Here is a 26,475-nt window from a genome sequence, read left to right on the forward strand (position 1 = left end):
AAAGAGTTTATTAACATGTCTGAAAGTTTTAAAGAATTGTTTGAGCAAAGCATAGCTGGAACTCAATTTTATCCTGGCGCTATTATAAATGCAAAAGTCATTGATATAGATGATGATTTTGTAACCCTCAACGCAGGGCTCAAGTCAGAAGGTATCGTTGCCGTCGACGAGTTTAAAGATAAAAACGGTGCGTTGGAAATCCATGTCGGTGATACGGTGGAAGTCGCCCTTGATTCCGTCGAAGACGGTTATGGCGAAACGATCCTGTCTCGTGAAAAAGCGAAACGTCAGGAAGCATGGCGTAAACTTTCAAAATGTCATGAAAACAATGAAACGGTTACCGGTTTGATTTCCGGTAAGGTGAAAGGTGGATTTACTGTGGAAATCGGTTCTATCCGTGCCTTTTTACCAGGTTCTCTCGTCGATGTAAGACCTGTTCGTGATTCCTCTTATCTGGAAGGCAAAGAGCTCGAATTTAAAGTCATTAAGATGGACTTGAAAAGAAACAATATTGTTGTTTCAAGAAGGGCTGTCGTTGAAGAGGAAAGCAGCGCGGATAGACAGGCATTACTGGATTCCCTGCATGATGGCCAGGTACTGAACGGTATTGTCAAGAATCTGACTGATTATGGCGCGTTTATAGACCTGGGTGGAATTGATGGCCTGCTGCATATTACGGATATTTCGTGGAAGCGTGTGAAACATCCCAGTGAATTACTGACGGTCGGCCAGGATGTTAAAGTAAAAGTCCTGAGCTTTGACAGCGAGCGCAACCGGGTTTCATTAGGAATGAAACAACTGGGTAATGATCCCTGGGTTGATCTGGTTGAACGTTATCCTGTCGGTAAAAAGTTGCAGGGCAAGGTTACCAATATCACGGATTATGGCTGTTTTGTGGAAATTGAGGAAGGCGTTGAAGGTCTGGTTCACATGTCTGAAATGGATTGGACTAACAAAAACGTACATCCCAGTAAAGTGGTCTCCATGGGTGACATGGTGGAAGTCATGGTGCTGGAAATTGATGAGGAACGCCGCCGTATATCATTGGGTATGAAGCAATGTGTCGGCAATCCCTGGCATCAATTCTCGCAAAGCTATAGTAAAGGCCAAAAAGTCAGTGGTAAAATCCGATCTATTACCGATTTTGGAATCTTTATTGGTTTGGATGGTGAGATTGATGGTTTGGTGCATTTGTCTGACATATCCTGGAATACTCCCGGTGAGGAAGCAGTCAAGCAATTCAAGAAAGGTCAGGAGCTGGAAGCGGTCATACTGGCTATTGACGCGGAACGCGAACGTATTTCTCTGGGATTAAAACAGCTGGAAGGCGACAATTTTTCCAGTTATGTCGAGCAAAATACGAAAGGCACCATCGTCAAAGGGAAAGTTATTGAAGTAGAAGCCAAGACTGTTACGGTAGAGCTGGCACAGGATGTTATAGGTACAATTCGGGTTAATGAATTGTCTGAAGAGAAAATAGACGATGCTTCAACAGTCTTTAAGGAAGGCGATGATGTGGAAGCGAAAATTGTCAACATTGACAAGAAAAATCGTACTATTGCTCTTTCAATTAAAGCCAAAGACGCTCAGGATCAGGCTGAGGCCATTAAGAAATATTCACGAAGCGGGGAAGTTGCTTCAGCAACGCTTGGTGATCTTCTGAAAGAAAAAATGGCAAGTAAAGATGCTGATTAATCGGCAATAAATAGAAAAGCGTAGTTTTTACTACGCTTTTTTTATAACTTGCAAATGGCACAAAGTGCTGATCATACAGACAGGTATGAACTCCGGTGGTATGGAAACTTATTTGTCAGGATGTGTTTTCTTGCAGCTGAAAAGCTAAATGAGGAGACGCCCTGAATGCAAGAGCTTGAAAAGGATAAATATATGCGTCTTGTGATGATATTGTTTTATTTGGTATTAATACTGATTGGGGTAAGTTTTGCCGCTCTGAACGCCAGTTCGGTTAAAGTTAATTTTTATGTAACAACGATGAGCATGCCCATTTCAGTATTAATGACCATTATGTTTGGTATAGGGTTGCTTATTGGTTTTCTCCTGTTTCTTTTCAGATATTGGCGACTGAAGGTTGAATTCAACAAAGTTAAAAATCAATTGCGATTGACAGAAAAGGAAATCAAGAATTTACGGGATATACCTTTAAAAAATCAGCACTGATATTATTATGTTGACCTTTTGGTGATTAATTCAGTCAAAATGATATGATTTTTATCTGGCATGGAAAATTTCTCAATTGTGATAATTACAACCAATTGATTATTCGTCACGGAGAGTATTGATGATTAATTTGTGGCCATTATTGTTGCCCGCTGCGGCTTGGTCAGGTTGGTGGGTTGCAAATCGAAACTTATCCGGTAAAGAATCCAGTTCGGCAAACCGTTTATCAAGAGAATATGTCGTCGGACTGAATTACCTTTTAAACGAGCAACCTGATAAAGCGGTTGATGTCTTTATCAAGCTTCTTGAGGTAGACAGCGATACCGTGGAAACCCACCTGGCTCTCGGCAGTTTATTTCGCCGTCGCGGTGAAGTGGATAGAGCCATAAGGATCCATCAGAATCTGATTGCAAGACCGCAATTAAGTATGTTCGAACGTAAAGAAGCCTTAATGGCGCTTGGCCAGGATTACATGAGCGCCGGTGTGTTTGATAGGGCGGAACGCATTTTTCTTGAGGTGGTTGAGTTAGGCGGCTCTCGGGAAACCAGCAGTTTATATGGCTTGCTCGCGATTTATCAACAGGAAAAAGCCTGGGAAAACGCGTTGGATATCATTAAAAAACTGGAGCTTTCAACCGGGCAAAGCATGCACATGCAAGCGGCACATTACTATTGTGAAATTGCTGCACAGGCCTTGAAAGGCAATGCCGTTGAAAAGGCGCAACACGCAATCAGGCAAGCCCTGCAAATTGATAAATTGTCAGTACGAGGGAGTCTGATGCAGGCCGCCATTGATATGGAACAGGGTCGTTACAAACAAGCGACCCGCTCTTTAAAACGTGTCCCTCAGCAGGATCCGGAGTTTTTAAGTGAGATTATCGAACCATTGGTGATTTGCCACCATAAACTCGACACCATGGATGAATGTATTAATTTTTTACAGCAAACCTTGGAAGAGCATCCACGTGCCTCGACCATATTTGTCATTGCCGATTATCTCAGGCGGGAAAAAAGTGTTGATGCCGCTATTGATTTTGTGTCGGAAAAACTCAGTACCTATCCATCCATCAAAGGCATCAACAAATTGATATGCTGGCATCTGGAATCTGCTCATGGAAAGGTCCGGGACAAACTGCAGATGTTGTATGATATTACCAGTAAATTTCTTGACAACAAGCCTATCTATCGATGTGGACAATGCGGATTTGGTGGAAAGCACTTGCACTGGCATTGCCCAAGTTGTAAACAGTGGGGTAGAATGAAGCCAGTTCATGGATTAGAGGGGAATTAGGTGGCGTTGAATAGACCTGATTTTATTATCAACTGAATTATAACGAGAGCAATATGCAATTTATTGATTTAAAAAAACAATATCAACTAATAGAGTCTGATGTATTAAACGGTATAAAAAAAGTGCTCGATCATGGGCAATACATTATGGGACCCGAAATTTCCATTTTGGAAAAACAACTTGCCAGATTTACGGGGGCTAAACATGCTGTCGTTAATGCAAGTGGTACGGATGCGTTACTGATGGCTTTGCTGGCTTTGGAAATTGGTCCGGGTGACGAAGTGATTACCTCGCCATTCAGCTTCTTTGCAACGGCTGAAGTCATTGCCCTGTGTCAAGCGAAACCGGTATTTGTTGATATCGATCCGAAAACGTACAATATTGATGCCACTAAAATTGAAGCGGCCATCACACCCCAAACCAAAGCGATTATGCCGGTCAGTCTTTACGGTCAAACGGCTGATATGCTGGCGATTAATGATATTGCGCGTAAATACGGCCTGCCTGTTATTGAAGACGCTGCGCAAAGTTTTGGCGCCACTCACCATGAGAATTATTCCTGCGCTTTATCAACAATCGGATGTACCAGTTTTTTCCCTTCCAAACCATTGGGTGGTTATGGTGATTCAGGTGCCTGCTTTACGGACGACGACATCCTGGCTGAACGGCTTGTTGAAATACGTATCCATGGCCAAAATGCGCGATATTGTCATCGCCGCATCGGGATTAACGGGCGTATGGATACCATTCAGGCTGCTATATTGATTGAAAAAATGAAGCTTTTCCCTGAAGAGATTGCGTTACGCAACAAGGTGGCTCAACAATATAGTAAGTTACTGGATGGCATTGTTCGTACTCCGCATCTGGCTGAAGGCAATACCAGTGTCTATGCGCAATTTACCATTGAAGTACCTAATCGTGAACACTTCCAGAAACAAATGAACGCGCTGAATATCCCTACGGCTGTTCATTACCCTGTAGCGATGCATCAACAGGAAGCCCTGAAATATCTTGGTTATCAGAAAGGTGATTTTCCGCATGCCGAGAAAGCCAGCCAACATGTGGTGAGCCTGCCTATGCATCCTTACATGTCTGCCGATGATCAAAAAATTGTCGTGGAAGCCGTGGTAAAATCCCTGGAGCCTGTTGAAGAAGTTGCATAAATTATGACCATAAAACTCATAGTGGCTCTCGATTTTAATAATGAAGTCGAGGCGATGCGTCTGGTAAGTCAACTTGACCCTGCGCAGTGTGCCTTGAAAGTGGGTAGTGAAATGTTCACTTTGCTCGGAACCGGCTTTGTTAAAAAATTGATTACAGACAGATACAAGCTGTTTCTGGATTTAAAATTTCATGACATTCCCAATACGGTTGCCAGAGCTTGCAAGGTCGCTGCTGATCTGGGTGTGTGGATGGTTAATGTCCATGCGTCTGGGGGGCTGGCAATGATGCGTGGCGCGAGAAACGCCATTGATGAGTATGGACAGGACAGACCGCTTCTTATTGCGGTGACGGTATTAACCAGTATGAGTTCTCATCAACTTCCGGAAATCGGTGTCGCAGCATCTTTACCCGATCAAGTGGAGCGTCTGGCTCGCTTAACCCATCTTGCCGGTCTGGATGGTGTTGTGTGTTCGGCGCTGGAAGCTCCGATTATTAAAAAAACAGGCGGCAAGAATTTTTTAACCGTGACTCCCGGTATCCGGTTACCCGGTGATGCGGCGGATGATCAATCCCGGATCGTAACCCCTAAAGATGCCATTATGATGGGTAGTGATTATCTGGTAGTGGGTCGACCTGTCACGAAAGCTCATGATCCTGCGGCAGTGGTGCAGACCATTCTTGCTTCATTGGAAGATGAGTAACTGTTGAGAATTTTACAGGAGCGGTAGCCCGTAAGAAGACCCGTGGCCGTATTGCGGGTTTCGTTCCCCAATACCGCGCAAAGAGACGTGGAGAGTCCCCCTGTGAATGATTGTCCCGCATATCCAGCCCAAACTGGCAATGAATCACTAAAATCTCAAATAACCTAACAGGCAATATAGGTTATTACAGACCACCTACTTACGAAGCGATCCTGTGCTGGCTTCATTATCAAAACGAAAATCTATTCCTTCCTCAAGTTGATTTTTAGTACGTTGAATGACTTCATCAGCATACATGGGATGTAAAAATTTTGAATAATTACCTACTACAGCATAAGGCAATTTTCGTTCAACTGCACCAGTCTCTTCCATATAAGGCAACGTGGTTGCTTCACTTGGAATAATGCCAACACGCAATTGCTCTGGTCGTTCTATGGCTACGAAATCCAATTGTCTATTCCAGATTTCCATGATCTCTAGCACACTATGATGACCGCAATATACTAAATACGCCATTAAACAATTAGCGAATATTTGGGCCTTATCAAGATCAAATAGACCATTGGTTTTTAAAAACAGATCCATGCCTTGAGCCATTATAAGCGATTTAGCTGCTGCGTTAGATGGGCTTGCAATGAGTGGTATTGCGGGTTTGTCAACAGGGCTTTGATCTGCTAATTTCTCAAACCAGGTTCGTGAGCGGTGCTCAACTGGCAAGATAAAAAATCGTGCTTTCCCAGATAAACAACCAGTCGGCGCGTCTTTCTTTAAGACTAAATCGGTTCCAGTTTCTGTACCGATACCATAAGTTGTCGCCAACAGGTCATCAGCACGACGAGCGCGTATGGCAACTTCTTCCATTGTAGGCGCAATATAGTCTCTGCATCGTAAATGAAATGTATTTGCATTATCTGCCTCAAAAACATCGTAAAGAAACGCCATACCATCAATGGCTTTCATGAGGGCAATAAAATCGTGGTGGGTACTTATAGTATTGGCATCTCGAAGACAATTATCAATTGTAGTTAAAAGTAATGCTCGTCCTTCAGTTGTACGTTCTAAATATTCTGCTGAATAGTCTGGTAAAAGAGCGCCTAAAAATTTATCGCCCGCTGATTGTTGCATAGCCAAACTTTCCAGTTTAAGTGATAAGCCAGATTGTTCTTGAGCCACTAGGGCTGGCAACACTTCATGGCGTAATCGTGTTGCAATTTCTGTCAATACAAGTTTAATTCGTTGATTTTTCAAAGCTTCCTCTAACATGGCTAAAGAAAGACTGCTATCGAATTCTGTATAAGTTGGCATAATCAGCTCATTTTTGTTCATAATAATGACATTATATTAAACACGGCCACCAATCAAAGCATTACGATCATTTTAACGTTTTTAATATCGCGTTCTGCAAGTTGGTTTTTTTTAGAATCACGCAATTTTTTTATAAGTTTATGTTCCAGGAAATCAGGCAGGATGTCTGGTGCTCAAATATTTTGGGATGTATCAGGCGGCATAACCATCGGGTTGTAGTTTAACTTTGCCGCCAAACTGTCCAGGCATGTGGGATCACCTTGGAACATAAAGTTGCTTGGCTATTTCATTGCCGGTTTGGGCTGGATATGAGGTAAAATCCGTCCTCTGTTCATTTCCTCATAAAAGTGTGATAGTTATAAACTAGGTTCTGTAGGATTGATTGCTCGTTCATTCATTGTCAGAGGGATTTAAAATGGAGCGTGAACAGGTATTAACAAATTTATTACGGCGTGATACGGACATAAACCCCAATATTCTCCTGCTAAAAAAATTGCTGTTATGCGTTCACCACGGGTGGTTTCGAATAAACGGATTGTCTCCGGAAAAAAAATACTCTCTTGCGGATTACTTACTGGATGATGAGCGTATTATCTTTGATTATACAAAGTTGAGTGACACATCAAAACGAAAATTTATCAACTGGTTTTTAGATTCACATCGCAAGGAAGCAAAACAAGCTATTCTCAGTGGCGTTGCCACCAATAATTATCGTGGCTATACGGCTGAAGTGGGATTAAGCTGGTGGGGACGAATTACCAATTTATTGTATTACCGTAAAAAATCGAATCACTGGTATCTTGCGTCTCAAAAACTGCTATCTCCGGACTATCAATTAACCGGACTGGAGATTTGTGAAGACGAACATGGGTTATTAATTTCGCTTAATCAGATGAATACGGAAAATACCGGCGATAAATACCACCAACCCGATGATCCGCAGGAAAATCCATTACGAAATGTCAAACGTCTCTTCCTGACCGATGATCTGGTGGAAAAAATGATTGCTGCCGATCTGGGTAAACAGAATTACGATAAACTCGTTTCCGACCCGCATCCTTATGCTATTGATGTCAATGATCATGAAGAACGTCTGCAAGCCATGCAGGAATATCGCCACACTCAGCGTTTCTATGTAAAACGACCCTGGTATCTTCGTTTGTGGCAATGGCTGGAGAAGTGGTTTGAAAAAAAGACGGATGAGCTTGAGAAAAATTTATTTGAGGATTGGGGCGTTTCTTCTTCAGAAGCTTCTCGTGATGAAGAACCGGTGAATGAGCTTGCATCGGTACCTATCATGAAATTTAAACCCATCATAAAACACGACGGTATAAAAATTTTCAGGCATCCGGTTAGCGGTAAAGTTCTGGTTCTTGAGAAGCGTCCCGATCTGGATACGGTTGTGTTTTGTGGTGGCGGACCAAAAATATTCGGCCATGTGGGGGCTGTCAAAGCCCTTGAAGAAGCCGGAATCCGCCCGAAAAGGTTTGCGGGCAGTTCTGCTGGAGCTATCATGGCGACTTTATGCTACATGGGCTATACCTGGCAGGAAATACACGAATTTTTCAAGGGTTTTCGCCAGGAGCATTTGATTCATGTTGATATTGATCGTAATGGAATATCAGATACCGATGCGTTGAAATCAGCTGTGGACTATATGATTCTGAAAAAAATAGAACAAATTATAGATACATATAGCATTGATAAAGCAGAAGACAGGAGACTGTTCTGGAAATTTCCCATAGATTTCAAGACATTGGCCGAGTTGAAAAAACGTTATCCGGATTGTGGTTTGGGTGATGAATTAGTGATTACAGCGACGGAAATCAAGCGAGGAATAACAAGGTATTTTTCACATCAAAAAACACCTAATGACGAAGTTAGCAAGGTCTGTTCCATGTCCGCTTGCTTACCGGTAGTGTATAAACCAACCCTTTTTGAGGGAGAAAAATACAGTGACGGGGGTATTAAAAGTAACTTGCCGACGGAAGCGTTTTGTGATGATTACTCCACACTGCTGACCTCCGAGCATGGCAACTGTCTGAGTCTGCTGGCTTTTCAGTTTGATAATGGTTGTGAGCGAACCATTCTGGATAAATTTGTTGACCGGGTGTACCGTGAAAATTTCATTTGGAACTGGATTTATGAAAAATTAACCGGTGTTAAAGATCCGGTGAGCGGCTGGGAGAGAGACCGAATCAAATTACAACAATACAGTAATCAGGCGGTATTGATATCGGTAACGCTTAATACGGAGAATGAACAGGGATTTTGGCGTTCAGTTTATAGCGAATTAAAACATATTGGGAATTTGGTACTCGATTGGTTTAAAGAGCGTTTTTATGCTTTAAAACGCGGTGAGCCCATAATATCGATTGGAACCGGCAGCGAGGATGACGAGGAAAAACAAAATAAAAATTCCCCGAAAAACCTGTCTCTTCTCAGTTTTGATGTGGATCCGGCCACCCAGAATATATTAATCGACAATGGTTATGAACCTACAAAAGATTATATCGCAGCACGCTATGCTTCCCCGGAAAATGGCATGCCGGCTGTCAATAAGGAATATATGTATAGCACGTTTAATAATCTCGAAGAGTTACTGCATTTCACGCGCTATAGAAAAAAAGAAGATTGGACTGCAATCATTTCGGATTTTATGCGGGAAGAACAGGAGAAATCCGATAAGGGAAAATGCCGCCTCGACGATGCGAGTCAACTCGAATGTGTATGTGAGAACAGTGTTTCAGAAAGCAACAAGATTAGGAATAACATGGATGTCTTCTACATGATTTATTCTGTTATAAAAGATTTGCCTTCCAAATTGTTGATTCAGGATAAGGAGGATTTGAAAAAATTTTTGACATTAAGGCATAAGTTGGCTGTGCCAAATTCGAATGATTGTGTCGATGAAATAATAGCGATGAAGGGGAAAATTCATATATTGTTTGCTATATTGCAGCAATTGCTAACCTCATTACCAACAACGAATGATCCCAAAGCGTTTCAGGGTGCGTTTGATGACTTGCGGGAATTATTTGATAACCAGCGTTTGTTTGGCGGGGAGGAATTTTATGGTGAATGGGACTTGTATCCGCGTCAGATTGAACGGGTTTTTAAAAGTTTTAAGGATGGTTCTGTTGAAGACGCCAAAGAATTATGTATCGCATACAAAAATAAAGAAGAACCATTGCAAACCATCATTAGAAACCCTTATGGAAATGGTATAAATAATGAACAAAGAGACAACAGCGGCAAGAACGTTGATCACTGGATCATCGAAGGGTATCGGGAAAGCTTTAGCGTTTGAATTTGCTCAAAATGGCCATGATCTTGTTCTGGTAGCCAGGGATGAGCGACTTCTCGAACAGATTGCCGCGTCGATAAAATTAAAATACGCCGTTGACGTAGACGTTATTGCCATGGATCTCAGCCGCTCCGGGAGCGCCCTTAATCTGGTTGAAACCATTGCGGAAAGAAATCTGCGGATTGATTGTCTGGTGAATAACGCAGGAGTTGGCTTTTGGGGCGATTTTACGGACATGGGTTCGGAACGGCTTAATAGCCTGATTCAATTAAATATAATGTGCGTATCCGAGTTGACCCATCATTATGCCCAGTATTTCAAAAAATCCGGCGGCGGTAAAATTTTACAGGTTGCGTCTACAGCCGGATTTCAGCCGGGGCCTAAAATGGCTGCTTATTATGCCAGTAAAGCGTATGTGATTAATTTTTCGCGGGCAACGGCCTATGAGCTGAAAAAGTATGGGGTCACCCTATCTATTTTATGCCCCGGGCCTACGGAAACCTCCTTTCTTGAAAAGGCTGGCATGCAGGGTACTTTTCTGGAGCGGGGGTTTATTGGTTTGATGTCCGCGACAAAGGTTGCCAGGGTTGCGTACAGAGGATTACAGAGGAATAAATTAATCATTATCCCGGGAATAATAAATAAAACACTGGCCTTTGGCGCGCGCGTATTTCCTGCTATGATCACTATAAGAATAGCCGCTTTTTTACATCGAAAATAAGAGTGTTCCGCTTTATATGCTTGATCATTTACAACAATATTATCTGCAACAAATGGGCGTTGAGCTTTGGCAACTGCGTGAGCGTGACAATGTCCGGCCTTTAAAACAACTGGCGCTGGAGGTGGCTTCATGTCAACGCTGCCCGCTTCATAAATCGCGCACCAATGTGGTGTTTGCACGGGGAAATCCATGTGCGGATCTGATGATTATCGGGGAAGCGCCCGGTTTTTATGAAGATAAGCAAGGTTTGCCTTTTGTGGGTAAGGCAGGGGGATTATTGAACCGTATGTTACAAGGCATTGGTTTGGATGAACAATCCGTCTATATTGCCAATGTGTTGAAATGCCGTCCACCAGATAATCGGGATCCCGCCGCCGATGAAATACAAATGTGCCGGAATTATCTGGTAGAGCAAATCAATCTGATACAGCCTGCCTTGATATTGGCTTTAGGACGTTTTGCCGGACAATTCCTGAGCGGAAAATCATTAACACTGCATCAGCTACGAACCAAAATTCATCATTATGAGCAAATCCCTTTTATCGTCACGTATCACCCGGCTTATTTACTGCGTAATCCCAGGGATAAAAGTCGTGCCTATGATGATTTGTTAAAAGTGAAAGGTTTTTTATCTTCCAGGGAAGTATGTCCGGCATGACAGGGAGATATTCTTCGGGATTCAGTCTTGTCGAACTGATGCTGGGTATAACTATACTGGGCATAATATGCGCTGCATGTCTGCCATTTTACAGGGAATCGTACAACAAAACTGAAATTACCGTCATAGAAAAGGAAATTGAAGGTATTGTTCAATACGTCAGGAACAGAGCTCTGCTTACCGGAACAAATCTGACTTTAAATCCGCTTGCAGGAGACTGGTCTCGGGGTATGCTTCTTTTCCCCGACAATAAAACACATCATTTGTCGTCAGGCGATCACCTGCTTTTTCAATGGCCCTGGCATTTCAATAAACACATTCAGGTAAAATGGCTTGGATTCCAGAGCAAGGATTTTCTGGTTTTTTCAGGAAATATCAGGCGGGCCTCATCCAATGGCCATTTTGTCATTCTCCATCGCCGGGTGGAAGTGGGGCGGGTGGTTGTCAATCGTATCGGGCGTGTCCTTTGATGCTGGTACAGGTTTCCAGTCACGCCCTATTACCATTTCCATTTAGTTTTGACAGGTTGGCTTGCACAGAATGTTTATCTTTTTGTCATCCCCGCGAAGGCGGGGATCCATACTGAATCAAGCACTGAGCCACATCAGGAATGGTTTCCCGCTTTCGCTGGAATGACAGTTAACCTGTCAAAATTAAATGGAAACACCCTGGGCTCTGTGAACAAAAATTTTCACAGCTGCAAATGAGGCTAATTGGCGCCATTATGTCTTTGAATTCGTTAAATAGAGCCCGCTATTCGCCTCATTTTCGCTTTGCGAAAAAATTGGTTCACAGAACCTGGATACTTTCATTTTGAAAGATCACGAGTATAATTCTTATGTGTCATTTCAGCAGATATCATTGATATGTTTACCTCAAAACATTTTTATTCCCCATTGATTACCAATCCCCCGACGGAGTTATTGCCCTGGCTTACCCATAAAGAGTCGTTAACGGAAAAATTACGCCAGCTGGCCGGGGAGGCCAAATTGCAGGTCTTGTCTCAAAAGAAGGTGATGGCCGGATGGTGGGAACGATATGTCCTGAATGTGCAAGAGGAGTGGGTTATACAGCGGGATATCCTTATGCAAGCCTGCCAGATATCGTGCTGGTATGCCCGTACCATTATTCCCGAGCAGGTTTTTGAAGCTAATCGTCATTTTTTTGATCGGTTACGGAGTGAGTCGTTAGGAGCCCTGGTTTTTCATGAGCCGGAGATCACTCGCAACCAGTTCAAGTATTACGCGATAGATAAGGAATCGCTGGAGTTTTATTGGCCAAAACGCCATGAGGCGATAAATGACGATGAGACTTTATGGGTTCGATGGTCCGAGTTTGCACTTAACCGGCGCTTTTCTTTTTATCTGGCCGAAATTTTATTACCCGGATTGTTGAAGGTGGCAAGATGACTTTATCTGCTTTATTTCGCATGATGCGCTTTCACAAGCCTGTGGGTATTGTTTTATTATGGGTGCCAACCGCTTGGGCGCTTTGGATAGCCAATCAAGGTTTTCCATCTCCAGGACTGGTTCTGTTGTTTCTGGCCGGGACGGTCATTATGAGGGCTGCCGGGTGTGTTATGAATGATATAGCCGATCGGAATATTGATAGCCATGTGAAACGAACACGCAACAGACCTCTGGCATCCGGTGAAGCCACTTTAAATGAAGCCATAGGCATACTGTTATTCCTGTTGATTTTGGCGGCCAGCCTGCTAATTCTATTGCCTGTTCGGTGCTTTTATTATGCTTTGATTGCACTGGCCTTAACTATTTTATATCCATTTTGCAAGCGTTTTATTGAAAGTCCACAATTGATACTGGGACTGGCTTTTTCGATGGGGATCCCCATGGCCTATGCCGCTTCCGCAGTTATGATTGATACAACGCTGTTTTTGCTTTTAGCCATTAATTTTGGCTGGATTGTTGCATACGATACCCAGTATGCCATGGTCGATCGACAGGATGATCTGCAAATCGGGGTGAAATCAACAGCCATATTATTCGCGCAAAGAGATAAACTTGCCATTGGGTTGTTACAAATAATGTTCCATACTCTCTGGATCCCCGTGATGTTATCCGCACATTTTTTTAAAGGTTTTATCGCCTTCTGGCTGGTTGGTGCCTCAAGTCTTGTTTACCAGCAATGGCTGATAGCTGACCGGGATGAAGAACGTTGTTTACGAGCGTTTTCATCCAATATCTGGTATGGATTGATAATGTGGCTCGGTATCGTTATTAATTACTATCAGGGCGTGTCGTCATGAGGGCTATCGAAGCAAAATTGAGAATAGCCTGTAAGGAGATTGCAGGCCATATATCGTCAATGACCATCCGTGACATGCCCTCTCCCCAACCCTCATCCCGCGAAAAAATATCATCCTACTACTCAAATTCCTGGCGCGGGAGAGGGGGTAGATCGAGGTAATCTGAATTTGATCAAAAAAACACAGGCACTTCCATTTTTTGTTCAAAAAATGTCGGGATTCCTCAGGGCTTCGCCTTCATGACGGCTACAGAAACTATTAAAAATTGGTTCGGTTTGGTTGCCTATGGGTAATCCAGCCTGCAATTACTGATCAAATCGTCCAGTAGACTGCTTGCTCCAATGCGAAACCAGTTGCTATCAACCTGTTTGCCGATACAGCTTTCAGCCAGATTTATATAGTATGCGGCCTGTTCCGCTTTTTTTATGCCCCCCGATATTTTGATTCCGCAATCGGAGCGGCCGGAGTCTTTAATGGCTTTAAGAAGAACCAGTGTTGCCTCGGGGGTTGCTCCTTTCGCTATTTTGCCGGTGGAGGTTTTAAGGAACTGGCTGCCCTGCTCTAATATGTCACGGCCCAGCTGATATAATACGTCGTAAGAAGCAAACGCTCCCGTTTCCAAAATCACTTTAATAACGGTCTGATGATCGAAACAAAGTCGGCACGCTTCCCTGCAATGCGCCAGTGCCGATATTTTATCGCCTTGTAAATAAGCCTGGTATGGGAAGACGTAATCTATTTCATTAGCATGATACATTGTAATGGCTTGTTCGATATCCCGTACTACCTGGTTACCGGGTTGGTTGCCTTCCGGGAAATTAACAACCGCGGCTCGTTTGATTCCTTGAGGAATGTGAATTGTGGTTAGTTGTTGGGGAAACAGGCACACTGCCGCTACAGGATACCTCGCAATGTTATATGCTATTTTTGCAAGTTGATCGGGAGAAGCCTGTTCATCAAGAAGAGTCAAATCAAGCAACGATATGATCGTCTCGGGGGGCAAGGTTTGTTTGTCCCAATCCATATCGAGCTTATCAAGCACGATTGTTAATTCCCGCCCGATAGTCATACCAGCCCGGAGACAAAACTCTTGATAAGACGGTTTAATTTTTCTGCTGCTTGTGAAGCCATAAGTACAACCGCTTCATGGCTGTGGCTGGTTCCGGCGAGTCCGGTTGCATAGTTGGTAATGGTTGCGATAACCGCTACTTTCATACCGCAATGATTGGCTACCAGCACTTCAGGAACAGTCGACATACCGACCGCATCCGCCCCCATAATACGAAACGCCCTGATTTCCGCCGCTGTTTCATAATTGGGGCCCAATACGGAAAGATAAATACCTTGATGAAGATTGATATTTTCCTTGAGGGCGAGTTGCAGCAGCATACTGCGTGTTTCTAAATCATAAGCATTGTCAAGCGGATAAAATCGAGGACCGAATTCGTCATCGTTCGCGCCGACCAGAGGATTGCCAGGTTGCATGTTAATGTGATCCGTGATCAGCATTAACTCCCCTGGACCAACATCCTCGCGTAAGGAACCGGACGCGTTAGTTGCCAGAAAATACTCGCACCCCAACAGTTTTAAAGTACGGACATACACTTTGACACAATCATAATTCATGCTTTCGTAGGCATGGGCTCGTCCTTGCAGACAAACCACGTCAACGCCGTTTAACCGGCCTAACACCAGATTGCCGCCATGCCCGGCCACGGTCGTTTTGGGAAATCCGGGTAATTGTTCGTAGCCTATAGACAATGAATCTTCCAATTGATCAGCGAAGCTTCCTAATCCGGAACCAAGAACAATACCAACTACGGGTTTAAAATTCGCCACTTGCTTTTGAATTTCCGCCGCAGCGAGATGTGCTGAGCTATTTGTAGAATAAGTCATATGTTTTCCAGGTTTTTAACAAAAATAAATAATTCGGGTTCGCTTATGTATTCTTGAACCGCAGCAGACTATACTCATTATCAATAGTCGTTACAAGCAATTTAAAGGGGTTGCGTCAGTAGTGGCAATATAGGAGTACTGGACACGATTGTAGTTAATGACTAAGCTGGAATTAATAAAAAACCTATGGAGCAGGGGAACTGTAATGAAAAACAAGGAAAAAGTAATAGGTGCTGCAATGACTGCCTTTTTAGCTATAACGGTTGCAAATAGTGCCGTAGCCGCGGAAGACAGCTCAGGTTCAAGTACGGAAAAATGCTATGGTGTTGTGAAAGCGGGATCCAACGATTGCGCCACGGCAACAAGCTCCTGTGCCGGATCTGCCACCAAGGACGGACAACGCAATGCGTTCGTTTTTGTTCCAGCAGGATTATGTGAAAAACTGGTAGGCGGCAGCACGACAGCGGCAAAAGAATAAATATCAGGATATGTCTTCAGGTTTGCGGTTGATAAGACAGACGCGCTATGTATTCTCAAGCAAGGTTTGAATACTAACAATAAATGGAGTTAATTCATGTTACATTTCGTTAAACGCATTATGCTGCTGGCTGCGTTCATGCTTCCTGTTTCAACGGTTTTATATGCGCAAGCGGAAACACTAACCCTGGATCCGGAACATACCTATGTTTTATGGCATATTGAACATTTAGGGTTTTCTACCCAGGCTGGTAAATGGTATGCAAGCGGAACAGTGACGCTGGATAAGGATAACCCTCAAAACAGCAAGGTTGAGGCGACTGTAAAAATTGCCGATGTTGTAACCGGTATACCGGAACTTGACAAGCATTTAAAAGGCAAACTCTTCTTTGATGAGGCAAAATATCCTACAGCAACCTTTGTGAGTAATAAAGTCGATGTACTAGGTGACACAAAGGCCAGGGTTTATGGTACCTTGACGTTACATGGTGTCAGTAAGCCGCTAACCCTTGATGTTACCTTAAATAAAGTCGGTAAAAACCCCGTTAATGAAAAAATGACCGTTGGTTTTACCGCGAAAACCAGTCTGAAACGCTCTGATTTTGGTATGAAAACACTACTGCCTCAACTTGGTGACGATGTCCGGATAGAAATTGGTGCGGAAGCCTTTAAAGATAAAAAATGAGAGCAATAGAATGAGAATAAGGAATACCAGGGACAGGTATGGATTGATTGCTATTTTGATGCATTGGGTTTTAGCGCTCTTGATGATTGGACTTATTATCCTTGGACTGTATATGGTGGAATTACCCATCAGCCTGCAAAAGCTCAAATTTTACGGGTGGCACAAGGAATATGGTTTTCTGGTGTTGGGATTGGCTATACTTCGTCTTATGTGGCGTTTTATCAATGTGACACCACATCTTGAACTGCCCAGATGGGAGTCGTTTGCGGCTCATAGTGTTCACTGGACCTTTTATGGGTTCATGTTTGCCTTGCCGGTTACCGGATGGCTTATTACTTCCGCGGCGGCACTTCCGGCCTCTTTTTTTGGTTTGGTTACGTTGCCGAATCTGGTTTCCCCCAATGAAGATGCAAGAATATTGTATATTGAAATTCATAAATGGCTTGGCTATGCTTTGATTGCAGTTATCTTTCTGCATATCGCCGCGGCATTAAAACACCATTTTATTGATAAGGATGATATTTTAAGGAGAATGATTTCGTGATCTCGCTTCGATGTTTGCTAACAGCATTGTTGCTGGCCTTGCCTTTTGTTGCCAAATCGGCAGTACCGGAGTGGCAAATTATTCCGGAGCAAAGCACTCTGACTTTTACAGGCACCCAGAATGACGCACCTGTATCGGGTCAATTTAAAACATTTGGTGGTGAGATTTTTGTAGACCCGGATAACTATCAGGCAAGTAAAATACATATTATTGTTGATATGAATTCTGTGTCAGCCTCTTATGCCGATTTAAAGGAAACGCTGGTTACTTCGGACTGGTTCGACGTCAAAATGTTTCCTAAAGCGGAATACGTAGCCAGTGAATTTAAAAAAACCGGTGATAATCAATATCAGGCGATTGGCACACTGACCATCAGGAATAAAACGGCACCTGTTACCCTGACGTTTACAACGAGCCAACCGTCCAGGGACATGGGGGTAGTTGAGGGAACTACCATTATTAATCGATCAACGTTTGGGGTAGGCCAGGGTGATTGGGCAAGCACAGACGAAATAAAAGATCCCGTGAAAGTCACATTTAAAGTAGTCGCAAAAAAGAAGTGAATGCTGTTTGAGTTTCAAGGTAATACCACAACGAAGGTAATTTATATTCAGATCGCAGGTTGGGCCACTATTGGGTACCGCAAAGAGGCTCTACAATATTTGTCAAATTAACAAAAGGATAAGTTATGAGCAACAAAGACGATTCAAAAGAAAAATATACCTTTGTCAACGAGTTTGATATGCCTGCTCCTCGCTGGATTAGGACTTATCCGGCCGGACCCTATCGATTTATTAACCGTGAATTTTTTATTATTACCTACGAAACGGATCCGGAGCTTCTCAAGGCTATTTTACCACCGCCTCTGGAATTGCTGGCACCTGTGATAAAATTTGAATTTATCCGTATGCCCGATTCGACCGGATTTGGGGATTATACCGAATCAGGCCAGATTATCCCGGTAAAATACAAAGGCGAGGAAGGCGGTTTTACTATTTCCATGTTTCTGGATTGCCACGCACCTATTGCCGGTGGTCGTGAGATATGGGGATTTCCCAAAAAGCTTGCCAAACCCAAACTATTCGTGGAAGAAGATACTCTTATTGGTACGCTGGATTATGGAAGTATTCGCATTGCCACGGCTACTATGGGTTATAAGCATCACCCACTGGACGTTAAACAGGTTCAGGAATCTTTAAAAAAACCGGTATTTTTGCTAAAAAATATACCTGGGGTGGATGGTAAACCGGAGTTAAATCAGTTAACACGTACTTATATGACGGATCTTAATGTCAAAGGAGCATGGACCGGACCTGGCAGCATAGAACTGCATCCCCATGCCTTGGCACCCATCTCCGAGCTTTATGTGAAAAAAATAGTGTCGGTTTCGCATTTTGTTACCGATTTAACCTTACCTTATGGTGAGGTAGTGGAAGACTATTTAAAATAAAACCGGGACTATTAGATAAATCAGTACCGCATCCCTTTCATTTTGACAGCCAGCTTGTCAAAAACGAAAGTGATGCGGTGCTTAGTATCTCAGGTTTTGCACGCTTACCTTCTCCAAAAATTTCCTGTAGCCCGTCATGAAGGCGAAGCCGAAATGCGGGAAAACGTTCAGCCCCGCAATATGTCCGCAGGCCTCCTTGCGGGCTACGGTTCTTTTGTAAAAAAATGGTGCCAGGAAAGTTTTGCGTACAGAGCCTAGAAAGTAAACACCTGGCCTCTTTTGACAAATCCCAGAAATCCATCGGCTTTCGCATTGGGTAATTTTCCAGGATTATAGTGATATAACCATATTTTTTTCTTTAACTCTCCGGGAATATTGAGGAGTTCCGAATAATGGGCATGAACGCCGCTTTTGCATGCCGATGTTTCGCAATCATGAAAAATGATATCGGCTTTTTCATAATAATCCAGAAGCTGGCTAGGGGCGTACTGGGTATCTGCAGTGAGGTAAATACGGGTTTGGTTATATTCAAACATCAAACCATAACAAGGCATTAACTCATAATCGCTGATCACATGAACGGCTTGCACGAGTTTAAAGGGAATGTCTTGCCAAATCAGTTGTTCGTGTTGTTTGATAACATGAACATTAAAAAAATTTTTCAGACTGGCTTGCTCGGTCTGGAGGGTGCTCAAACCACCGCATAATGATTTTTCCCATAAATCATTGACAAGATGTTCTGAAATATAAAGATGGGGTTTGTCTTTACATCCTGGATCAAAATAAGTGGATAATGCAAGCCATTCAAGGCCGCCAATATGATCGGCGTGCAAGTGGCTGATATAGACGTTTTGTATGTCACGATGATTGAGGCGAAGCTTGTGTAATGAAAAACGTATGTCGCTTCCTGCGTCAATGAGCATAGTATGATGATCTTTTTGTAACAGGACATTGGAATGGTAATTATCCTCATCGAGTGTGAAGGCTGATCCTGAGCCGAGGAAAATTAATTTCAAGGCCATTTATTTATCCCCGCATGTCAGGCGATAAAAAATAATCATAATCACTCCCTCGAATTGCAACAGGTAAAATAGCATTTACAACCAATTTTTGTAAAAAATAAGTACACTATAGTATAATTGTAGCTTATCCTTAATCAGTTCACTAAACCCGGATCCCCTCGACAACCACAGAATATAGAGCGCAGGTGTTTTTTGTATCTAACAAACTGATTGGGTTGTCGACTGGAGCCGTGGTGGAACCGTCAGAAGAGCGTCTATGCTCTTTTGAGCAGGAAAAAAAGGTTGCTTTTTCTGTGGCAACATTATACGAAGCAGTTGCGCCTTTCATTTTTTTCCTGGCTTCCTCCTGTAAAAATTTCTCATAACGCTTTTTGAATATCTGTAGTTTCTCATGTTGGACAAGCTGGGCTGTGATAACCTGTCCGCCTATTTCCGGAGTCCGGATATTATCCGGACTCTTGACGGGTGTTGTGTAGGGAGAATTACTGTCACAAAAAGTTACGAACTCAGTAGGGTGGTTGATTCCCTTGTGGCCATAATGCCAAAAGCGTTTCACAAATTGCCACAGATTAAAATACCATTTTCCAATGTGTTGGCCGAGTTTCTGTTCGGTACGTGCTTCCGTTTCTATTTTTTTTATAAGTTGAATAACCCCGGGTTCTTTGTTGTGTCGTTGATTTTCCCTGGATAAATGACAACACCTTTGTACCAGGGCGTATTTTTGCTGTAAGCCGAAATGTTTGGTTAATGCCAATTGCTGTTCATGAGGTGTCATATCGCGTTTGACGTGACGGTTGGCATAACAGGAAGCAAGATGTGAAAATATGGTGTAATCCATTAACTCCGGTGCGGTTGAAAGGATATCCTCCAAAACGGAAAACAGGCAGGCACTGACATCGCGATCCGGCAAATGGATCATAACGTTGGTCAGTGGATAAAAATTGGCTGAATTTTTTTGAAATTCCGGATGCGTGCAATAATCGGTAATTAAACGGACAAGAGGATCCTTGCTGCCGGAATAGTTAACCAGATAGGCACTAATAATGGGCAAAGAGGTCATGGAATTGTTTACATCCCATGTTTGGTCATTCACTTTTTTCCAGTCAATAATTGCCTGGTTGGCCTTGAGTTCTTCAATGACAAGCCGGGATTGCTTTGGCGCTCGATTAAACCAGTTTTTCAGGCGTTTGCACAAATTTGTTAAACTGTCGGGTAAATAATGCCTGGCTGCGATGGCGTTCAGATAACTTCGGTGCAAATTTTTACGGGCAAAATCGCCATCAAATTTTTTATCAGTGGTATAAAATAACGAATTATCACCAAAATTAGCACATCGAAAGACCAGTTCGCTTATTAGATAGTCTGCAATAGTGTTTTTCCGATCTATTTGGGCGGTGGTTTTGCCGTGCATTTTAACAAAATGACTATATTGGCCCAATTCCCGGGCAGTCCAACAGTTTTTTTTGTCGTAGCGTAATTCCTGCTGCCTGAAAAATTCGTCTCGTTGCTTATCGAGAATCAGTAAAATAAGACGATATTGATAGCTTTGAGACCAATCCGATTGTTCATTGAGCTTTATAATATTAGGTGTACAATGGCGTCGCTTAAAAAACATAGCCAGCCTGTTGTCCACATTCTGAATGATCGATGTCTGGTCGGCGTTTAAAAAATCTTTCCAGATCACGGAGGATATTTCTTCCCCGTCAAGCAAGGCAGTGAGCACCCTGTCATACTGTTCCTCGCGGACTGTCTTGTGTTTGTAGGTATGTTTATGGAGTCGGTGCAAGGCATCGATAAGCAGGTCGGCTTGCCCCGTTTCTTTCGCGAACGTCGCAAACGCTTGCAAACCCTGGGAAAACCAGGGTTTATTATGATGATTGAGAAGAAATTGGGCAAAAATAAGCTGCGCATTATGATTTTTTAAATAAGTGTGAAATTGGTTTTGTCGTTCTGAAGAGAATAATTCATGGCGTGTGTCCTCATGAGCGAGCATGACTTCCAGCAAATGGTGGGCGTTTGCTGCTGAGGGCATGACAGCCAGTAACGAGTAAACCGTGTCACGACTATATCGGTCAATAATGATTTTAAAACAATCGATATGCAGGGTTTTCCGGCATGTTTTCAGGTAGCCATAAATCTTTTCCTCAATCCATGATTGTTTTTCCGAATCGCTTTCGTTATAAAGCTTATCCAGATCATTTTCATTGAGAATATCTGCTATGAGAAGGTTTAAAGCAGCTGGAGATTGCGACAGTTGATCACCAGGTACTTTGGCTACTAACAGTGCGCTGGTATGTTTCTGGAAAATATTTTCTCTTTTTATTTCTCCGGATGGAGTCAGCTCACCCATGATGGTACGGTTTCGGTCGTAAAAGAGCGTGCCAGGACGATAACCGGGTAATTCAATGAACGAACGCGGCTCGTCGTCAATAAACGTCATGGCACGATTGGATTCATTGATGAATCCGATTTTTTTTCCATTAATGTCATATAGAAAAACAGCAGTCTTGCGGCTTAATTCATGTTGTTCAAAGGTTTTATGAGGTAAATAACGTTGCAACCAGCCAGATAAGGTATTTTGCGCTATGGCAATATCTCCTTTACTGCCAATGCTCCGGGTAACGACAAAGTCCGCTATTTTAAAAAGCCAGTCGGAGCGTAAACCGCTTAAATGGTTATTGTAATGGGTATACAACACGTTAAGGGCAGCGTTGGCCCGATCGGGATTGTCTTTTCTAAGTTCAAAGCAGTTATCTTCCAGTTGGGTCAATAAGGCGCGAATGCTGTCGGATGCTCTGAATTGAAGCAAGCGCTGCCTTTTTTCCAACAACGCCGTAACCGATTGGCCGGAGTCTTTTATTCGGTGTTCAAGGCGCGTCAGACAATTGTTATGATGCCTGTAAAATGCCATTTTTTGACGCAATCCACTGTTTAACCGGTTAAACTCATCTTGTTTCAGGGTTAGGGAAACAAGGCGATAGCGTTCGACAAGCTCTTGCAGTGTTTGCGGGGAGCAGGCCGAGACAAATCGAGGCGAGGTGAGCAGGCGCTGGATCCAGACACCATTAATCGTATGATCCAGAAGTGATGCCTTGTCTTCGGTAAGAACTGATGTTGCGATTTTTTTTAATGTCTTGTCGTGAATGATATCCAGATCCTGGTGGCCTAAACGATGCTTGATTTGTTTTAACCCGGCGCTGTCTGACTCAGAAGCCTGGCATAATAAGGTCATGACGCTTCGGCAGGCAGTCTGTGTTTCCAAATCGGTTGTGCTCAAATTGTGTAAGCAATATTGCGTGATGAGATCCAGCAACTCCGTATCCAGTGATGCGATGACTTTATTGACGACGGACAAACGAGTATGCTCAAAGAAATTATGGAGTGTCATTATGAATAATTGTGACCCATCAGACGTTACGTCCTCTTTTAACAAAGGCAGATAAGATTGGATAATTCGAACCATGGCGTGACTATCTATGCTGCCGGAATGATTTTCGAGCAAGGCGGTCAAGTGTCTTAATCGTTCTTTGGCGCTGTGTTCATTCAAATACAGACCTGTTGTAAGGGCATGGATGGATAACGCCCGTTTTTGTTGATGATCCAGATGATTCAAGGCGGAATCAAGCCAATATTTGATGGACTCGGATCCGGAAGAAAATCCCGATATTGGAAAATGATTAACCTGCAACGAGATTCTTCGCGCTTCCAGAACATAATCAATAATGGCTGTAAAATCATTGTTTTTGATAAGGAAACAATATTCCCGAAGTTGAATAAGGGTTTCATACCCCGCCTCATCAAGACGGGATACTATCCTTTCCATGTTTAAAGGAGTTTCCAGGAGAAGTACTCTCAGATCCGTAAGCAAATACAAACTGGCATCGTATTTTTGTAACAGATGGGTCATGCGAGTTTGTACATCATGCCATAAAGAGGGATCACTTTTGCTAATCAAATCCTCGAGCTGTCCATACATCTGTTCATCCAGAGAAGGATCACGCAGATCATAAAACCAGTGGCAGACATAATGGATATAGTCGTTTCGATCCGTTCTCGCCAGTAACCCCCGGACTACAGCCTGGTTAAATTGATGAAACAGAAAAGACAACGTTTCCTCATTGTTCTCCAGTTTTGGATAATAAATGGCGTGGGTAAAAGCATCGGAGAGCGACGGTTGCAATATTTTATCAAGAGCTTGCAAGATCATGGTTGTTTCATCCGGAGCCAGCGCGGATAAAAGTTCCGTATAGGCGGGATAATAAGACGGATCCCCAATTATGTTTTCATCGCAGGCCATGGTCTGCAAAGTCGTACGTAATAAACTGTCCGGCAATAGCGGCTGCTCATTTTTAAATTGTTGAAAGACGAGTTTCAATCGTGTTTTTAACAGGCTGTTTTCCGGAAATTCACGCAATTTTTCATTGATAAGCTGTTTAAGTTTCCCGGATATAGTCAGATTCAACAACAGCAGGAATTCCGCATCCGGGCGATAAGGTTTGTCCTGATTAAAGAGAATCAATTCCTGTGCGAGCTGTGGTAGCAAATGGCCAAGCAACCATTCATCAACGGGATCTTCCTGAAGTAATCGTTGCAGAGCCAGAATGAGCAAAACAGGATTCCGTCGTTGTTCACAACAGTCGACAAGTTCTTTGATGGTAAGACATTGTGCGTAATCAAGCAGAATGTCTGGTGGCATGTCGGTGAAAGGGGTGTGTAGAAAATGAAAACGGGCTAATTCGGACGGTAATGATAACTCTTCAATAGCGGGCTGTGATAACTGCGCAAGAATCAGGCGATGCTCGCGGGAAGATAACGAGGAATAAATAGCTGGCTGACAGAGGCCTTGCATGAGTATCATACCCAGCTTTCTACTGCGATCCTCATTGAGGATCGGGCCATTCTTCAGCGACTCCAGTTCCTTACCTGGTAAGGAAAACAGCAGAGTCATTAACTGCAGCTGCAAGGCACGATCATGAACAGGGTTCACGCCGGCTATTTTATCTAATTGTTGCGCAATAAATTCGGATACGGCTGTTCGTAAATCCTCGCTTTTTGTTTCACCCAATAATTGTCCGCTCTTCATCAGAAAATAAAGATAGCAATCATTATTTTCATGGCAATATTGCTCAATTTTCTGATGAAAAGTCTGGTGGGAAGGCTTGTTTAAGGTGTTTTGCAGTGGTTCATAAAGTGCAACAGTTTCCTTGAGTTTTGGAAAGCTCCCTACCCATGCTCGCATGCGGCTCCGACTCATTGGAGCGGCCATGTTTTTCAGGACATCAAGATGATTGTTTTGAATGGCTTCATTGAGGGGGGTTCGTCCGTTCTCGTCAACACAATGTGTTGTGGCGCCGGCTTTACATAATAATAATACCATGTCGTTTCGGCCTTTGGCAGCAGCCGTATGTAGTAGAGACTTACGTTGTGTCCATTGGGTTGTTAAAATTCCGGGATGAGTTTTCAGGAAGTCAAAACAGCGTTGTTTGTTTTTGTTGTTTAAGGCGTTTTTTTGAATAAGTCGTCTGATAGGAGCTGCCAGTAATAGCATTTCAATGTCGCTATGTTTGTGATCCCTTGCCAGGCGTAACATGGTTTTTTTGACGGTTTTATGTTTGGCGTCGTCCTTGTCTTGCTCAAGGTAATAGGCTATAACACGGTCATTTTGATGGATAACCGCGGTGTGTAATGGTGAATAACACTGCGATACGGAAACGTCGGTCAATAATGGCAGCAGGGTATCGGGATCCTTGTTCAGGCGTTCAAATAGGGATATGGCTGCCGTAGAGCAATCCTTACGGGAGAACAGTATTTGCAACGGTGTTTTATCGGGAGCGAACGCAGAGCGGGCAGTTAACAATTTTTTTAAATGATCGGCCGGTATTTTCTCCAGTATGGGAATAAACCTGTTAATCACGGATTCCGGTTGGGATGAAAAAATAATAGCGAGCAAATTGGCTTCACCCGTTTTGCCCGAGAGTAATTGCTGCAATTCCTTGTGGTCGAATTTATCAAGAAGGGCAAGTGCAGTTAATGCCTGCTTTTCATTAAGTGGCGGCGTAAGTAGAAACAAATCGATAAAGGCCGCATGAGATGTCAACGGGAAAGCAGTCGTTTGAAAAAGTTTAAATAGATCTTTACCGGGTATACCTGCCAGCATGTTTATCAATATTTGTGTTATTTCATCATTTTGCACATCAAGTAAATCAGTAAATTGTACAAAATAGCGATTCCAGTAGGACGAACCAAATAACAGTGCGATTGTTTCTGATGCCGGCAGGCTTTGAACACGGGTTAAGAGCGCTGTGGCTATCGCAGGTGGGGCGTAATGCGTTAACGTGCTCATGACGCGCTCGTGCAGTTTATCGTTGGAAGGGTGATGATGGCAGGTCGAGAGTATTTGAACGAAATCCTTATCATCCAGGGTTAGAAGGTAATCGCAGATATCCCGGCAAACTTCTACGGGCGCGTAAACCAGTAGCATATTCAGCGGATTGTGATAGGTTAATTCGTTTGCCAGACGATAGGCGGTGCGACCATCGTTGCGAATGACCCGATGGTTAGGGTATTGTCTGGTAAATAATTCGTCCTGTTGATTTGCGTCTGGATTGATATGAGGTTCGATTAATGTTTTTAGCTTACTGTCTTTAAGATTTTCTACCGCAAGTGACAGGTTTTTGGCCAGAGTAGTAATCATCGGTAACATCCTTATTGTAAGAATTGACGTGAATAATTTTGATCTTAATTTTCACTACAAGGTAAACAAAAGAGCATTTTATAGGATGATTGTAAATTAGCCAAATCCTTGCGTTG

At 43.1% G+C, this 26,475-nt stretch carries 21 protein-coding genes; 16 read left to right on the forward strand and 5 right to left on the reverse strand.

Annotation, left to right across the window (positions count from 1 at the left end):
• Positions 1-15: 15 nt before the first annotated feature.
• The 5 genes from rpsA (at position 16) to pyrF (ending at position 5,334) form a co-directional block, all read left to right on the forward strand.
• Positions 16-1,695: a 30S ribosomal protein S1 gene (rpsA, locus tag CKW05_RS07125; protein ID WP_058483409.1), complete on the forward strand. Its 1,680-nt coding sequence runs from the start codon at positions 16-18 to the stop codon at positions 1,693-1,695.
• Between the two features lie 165 nt (positions 1,696-1,860).
• Positions 1,861-2,178 carry a lipopolysaccharide assembly protein LapA domain-containing protein gene (locus CKW05_RS07130; protein WP_231950722.1) on the forward strand — a complete coding sequence of 106 codons (318 nt, stop codon included), beginning with the start codon at positions 1,861-1,863 and terminating at the stop codon, positions 2,176-2,178.
• A gap of 121 nt (positions 2,179-2,299) precedes the next feature.
• On the forward strand, positions 2,300-3,469 hold the full coding sequence (gene lapB / locus CKW05_RS07135) for a lipopolysaccharide assembly protein LapB (RefSeq protein WP_058483410.1): 1,170 nt from the start codon (positions 2,300-2,302) through the stop codon (positions 3,467-3,469).
• Positions 3,470-3,522: 53 nt separating this feature from the next.
• The gene (locus CKW05_RS07140; protein WP_058483411.1) at positions 3,523-4,632 is read left to right on the forward strand and encodes a DegT/DnrJ/EryC1/StrS family aminotransferase; all 1,110 of its coding nucleotides are present in this window, start codon (positions 3,523-3,525) and stop codon (positions 4,630-4,632) included.
• A 3-nt stretch (positions 4,633-4,635) separates the two neighbouring features.
• Positions 4,636-5,334 carry an orotidine-5'-phosphate decarboxylase gene (pyrF, locus tag CKW05_RS07145; RefSeq protein ID WP_058483412.1) on the forward strand — a complete coding sequence of 233 codons (699 nt, stop codon included), beginning with the start codon at positions 4,636-4,638 and terminating at the stop codon, positions 5,332-5,334.
• Positions 5,335-5,529: 195 nt separating this feature from the next.
• Here pyrF and CKW05_RS07150 read toward each other — a convergent pair whose 3' ends face one another.
• Complete coding sequence (locus CKW05_RS07150; protein ID WP_133141136.1) at positions 5,530-6,660, reverse strand: hypothetical protein; 1,131 nt, start codon at positions 6,658-6,660, stop codon at positions 5,530-5,532.
• Positions 6,661-7,054: 394 nt separating this feature from the next.
• Here CKW05_RS07150 and vpdC point away from each other — a divergent pair, with 394 nt between their 5' ends.
• From vpdC to ubiA, 6 genes are all read left to right on the forward strand, one after another.
• Positions 7,055-9,949, forward strand: coding sequence for a Dot/Icm T4SS effector VpdC (vpdC, locus tag CKW05_RS07155; protein ID WP_058483414.1), 2,895 nt, complete (start codon positions 7,055-7,057; stop codon positions 9,947-9,949).
• Positions 9,873-10,667 carry an SDR family NAD(P)-dependent oxidoreductase gene (locus tag CKW05_RS07160; RefSeq protein WP_058483415.1) on the forward strand — a complete coding sequence of 265 codons (795 nt, stop codon included), beginning with the start codon at positions 9,873-9,875 and terminating at the stop codon, positions 10,665-10,667. Before vpdC ends, CKW05_RS07160 begins: the two co-directional genes overlap by 77 nt.
• Positions 10,668-10,683: 16 nt before the next feature.
• On the forward strand, positions 10,684-11,325 hold the full coding sequence (locus tag CKW05_RS07165; protein ID WP_058483416.1) for a uracil-DNA glycosylase: 642 nt from the start codon (positions 10,684-10,686) through the stop codon (positions 11,323-11,325).
• Positions 11,322-11,795, forward strand: a complete 474-nt coding sequence (locus CKW05_RS07170; protein WP_157737715.1) for a pilus assembly FimT family protein — start codon at positions 11,322-11,324, stop codon at positions 11,793-11,795. The genes CKW05_RS07165 and CKW05_RS07170 overlap by 4 nt, the downstream gene beginning before the upstream one ends.
• A gap of 396 nt (positions 11,796-12,191) precedes the next feature.
• A complete protein-coding gene (locus CKW05_RS07175) occupies positions 12,192-12,734 on the forward strand; it encodes a chorismate--pyruvate lyase family protein (RefSeq protein ID WP_058483418.1) in 543 nt (180 codons plus the stop codon).
• A complete protein-coding gene (ubiA, locus tag CKW05_RS07180; RefSeq protein WP_082642765.1) occupies positions 12,731-13,591 on the forward strand; it encodes a 4-hydroxybenzoate octaprenyltransferase in 861 nt (286 codons plus the stop codon). Before CKW05_RS07175 ends, ubiA begins: the two co-directional genes overlap by 4 nt.
• 283 nt (positions 13,592-13,874) lie before the next feature.
• Here ubiA and deoC read toward each other — a convergent pair whose 3' ends face one another.
• Together deoC and CKW05_RS07190 are read right to left on the reverse strand one after the other, a co-directional pair.
• Positions 13,875-14,633, reverse strand: coding sequence for a 2-deoxyribose-5-phosphate aldolase (gene deoC, locus CKW05_RS07185; RefSeq protein WP_157737716.1), 759 nt, complete (start codon positions 14,631-14,633; stop codon positions 13,875-13,877).
• A gap of 23 nt (positions 14,634-14,656) precedes the next feature.
• Positions 14,657-15,487 carry a purine-nucleoside phosphorylase gene (locus tag CKW05_RS07190; RefSeq protein WP_058483420.1) on the reverse strand — a complete coding sequence of 277 codons (831 nt, stop codon included), beginning with the start codon at positions 15,485-15,487 and terminating at the stop codon, positions 14,657-14,659.
• Between the two features lie 205 nt (positions 15,488-15,692).
• Here CKW05_RS07190 and CKW05_RS07195 point away from each other — a divergent pair, with 205 nt between their 5' ends.
• The 5 genes from CKW05_RS07195 to CKW05_RS07215 all read left to right on the forward strand — a co-directional run bounded on the left by CKW05_RS07195 (position 15,693) and on the right by CKW05_RS07215 (position 18,643).
• Positions 15,693-15,965, forward strand: coding sequence for a BufA1 family periplasmic bufferin-type metallophore (locus CKW05_RS07195; protein WP_058483421.1), 273 nt, complete (start codon positions 15,693-15,695; stop codon positions 15,963-15,965).
• Positions 15,966-16,061: 96 nt separating this feature from the next.
• On the forward strand, positions 16,062-16,649 hold the full coding sequence (locus CKW05_RS07200; RefSeq protein WP_058483422.1) for a YceI family protein: 588 nt from the start codon (positions 16,062-16,064) through the stop codon (positions 16,647-16,649).
• Positions 16,650-16,659: 10 nt separating this feature from the next.
• Positions 16,660-17,193, forward strand: a complete 534-nt coding sequence (locus CKW05_RS07205; protein WP_058483423.1) for a cytochrome b — start codon at positions 16,660-16,662, stop codon at positions 17,191-17,193.
• Complete coding sequence (locus CKW05_RS07210; protein ID WP_058483424.1) at positions 17,190-17,756, forward strand: YceI family protein; 567 nt, start codon at positions 17,190-17,192, stop codon at positions 17,754-17,756. Before CKW05_RS07205 ends, CKW05_RS07210 begins: the two co-directional genes overlap by 4 nt.
• 125 nt (positions 17,757-17,881) lie before the next feature.
• Positions 17,882-18,643 (forward strand): acetoacetate decarboxylase, encoded by a 762-nt coding sequence (locus CKW05_RS07215; RefSeq protein ID WP_082642766.1) that lies wholly within the window; start codon positions 17,882-17,884, stop codon positions 18,641-18,643.
• 254 nt (positions 18,644-18,897) lie between these two features.
• Here CKW05_RS07215 and CKW05_RS07225 read toward each other — a convergent pair whose 3' ends face one another.
• Both CKW05_RS07225 and CKW05_RS07230 read right to left on the reverse strand, forming a co-directional pair.
• Entirely contained in the window at positions 18,898-19,665 is a 768-nt protein-coding gene (locus tag CKW05_RS07225; protein ID WP_058483426.1) for an MBL fold metallo-hydrolase, read from the reverse strand.
• Between the two features lie 142 nt (positions 19,666-19,807).
• Entirely contained in the window at positions 19,808-26,359 is a 6,552-nt protein-coding gene (locus CKW05_RS07230) for an ankyrin repeat domain-containing protein (protein WP_058483427.1), read from the reverse strand.
• Positions 26,360-26,475: the final 116 nt, after the last annotated feature.

It is taken from the genome of Legionella spiritensis (assembly GCF_900186965.1).
Taxonomy (GTDB): Bacteria; Pseudomonadota; Gammaproteobacteria; order Legionellales; family Legionellaceae; genus Legionella_C; species Legionella_C spiritensis.

Coding starts and splice junctions, on each gene's coding strand:
- ubiA (WP_082642765.1), top strand. CDS start 12,731: ATGACTTTATCTGCTTTATTTCGCATGATGCGCTTTCACAAGCCTGTG.
- CKW05_RS07130 (WP_231950722.1), top strand. CDS start 1,861: ATGCAAGAGCTTGAAAAGGATAAATATATGCGTCTTGTGATGATATTG.
- CKW05_RS07195 (WP_058483421.1), top strand. CDS start 15,693: ATGAAAAACAAGGAAAAAGTAATAGGTGCTGCAATGACTGCCTTTTTA.
- CKW05_RS07205 (WP_058483423.1), top strand. CDS start 16,660: ATGAGAATAAGGAATACCAGGGACAGGTATGGATTGATTGCTATTTTG.
- CKW05_RS07150 (WP_133141136.1), bottom strand. CDS start 6,660: ATGAACAAAAATGAGCTGATTATGCCAACTTATACAGAATTCGATAGC.
- CKW05_RS07230 (WP_058483427.1), bottom strand. CDS start 26,359: ATGATTACTACTCTGGCCAAAAACCTGTCACTTGCGGTAGAAAATCTT.
- lapB (WP_058483410.1), top strand. CDS start 2,300: ATGATTAATTTGTGGCCATTATTGTTGCCCGCTGCGGCTTGGTCAGGT.
- CKW05_RS07225 (WP_058483426.1), bottom strand. CDS start 19,665: ATGGCCTTGAAATTAATTTTCCTCGGCTCAGGATCAGCCTTCACACTC.
- CKW05_RS07190 (WP_058483420.1), bottom strand. CDS start 15,487: ATGACTTATTCTACAAATAGCTCAGCACATCTCGCTGCGGCGGAAATT.
- CKW05_RS07140 (WP_058483411.1), top strand. CDS start 3,523: ATGCAATTTATTGATTTAAAAAAACAATATCAACTAATAGAGTCTGAT.
- CKW05_RS07165 (WP_058483416.1), top strand. CDS start 10,684: ATGCTTGATCATTTACAACAATATTATCTGCAACAAATGGGCGTTGAG.
- CKW05_RS07160 (WP_058483415.1), top strand. CDS start 9,873: ATGAACAAAGAGACAACAGCGGCAAGAACGTTGATCACTGGATCATCG.
- CKW05_RS07175 (WP_058483418.1), top strand. CDS start 12,192: ATGTTTACCTCAAAACATTTTTATTCCCCATTGATTACCAATCCCCCG.
- vpdC (WP_058483414.1), top strand. CDS start 7,055: ATGGAGCGTGAACAGGTATTAACAAATTTATTACGGCGTGATACGGAC.
- CKW05_RS07170 (WP_157737715.1), top strand. CDS start 11,322: ATGACAGGGAGATATTCTTCGGGATTCAGTCTTGTCGAACTGATGCTG.
- rpsA (WP_058483409.1), top strand. CDS start 16: ATGTCTGAAAGTTTTAAAGAATTGTTTGAGCAAAGCATAGCTGGAACT.
- CKW05_RS07200 (WP_058483422.1), top strand. CDS start 16,062: ATGTTACATTTCGTTAAACGCATTATGCTGCTGGCTGCGTTCATGCTT.
- CKW05_RS07215 (WP_082642766.1), top strand. CDS start 17,882: ATGAGCAACAAAGACGATTCAAAAGAAAAATATACCTTTGTCAACGAG.
- pyrF (WP_058483412.1), top strand. CDS start 4,636: ATGACCATAAAACTCATAGTGGCTCTCGATTTTAATAATGAAGTCGAG.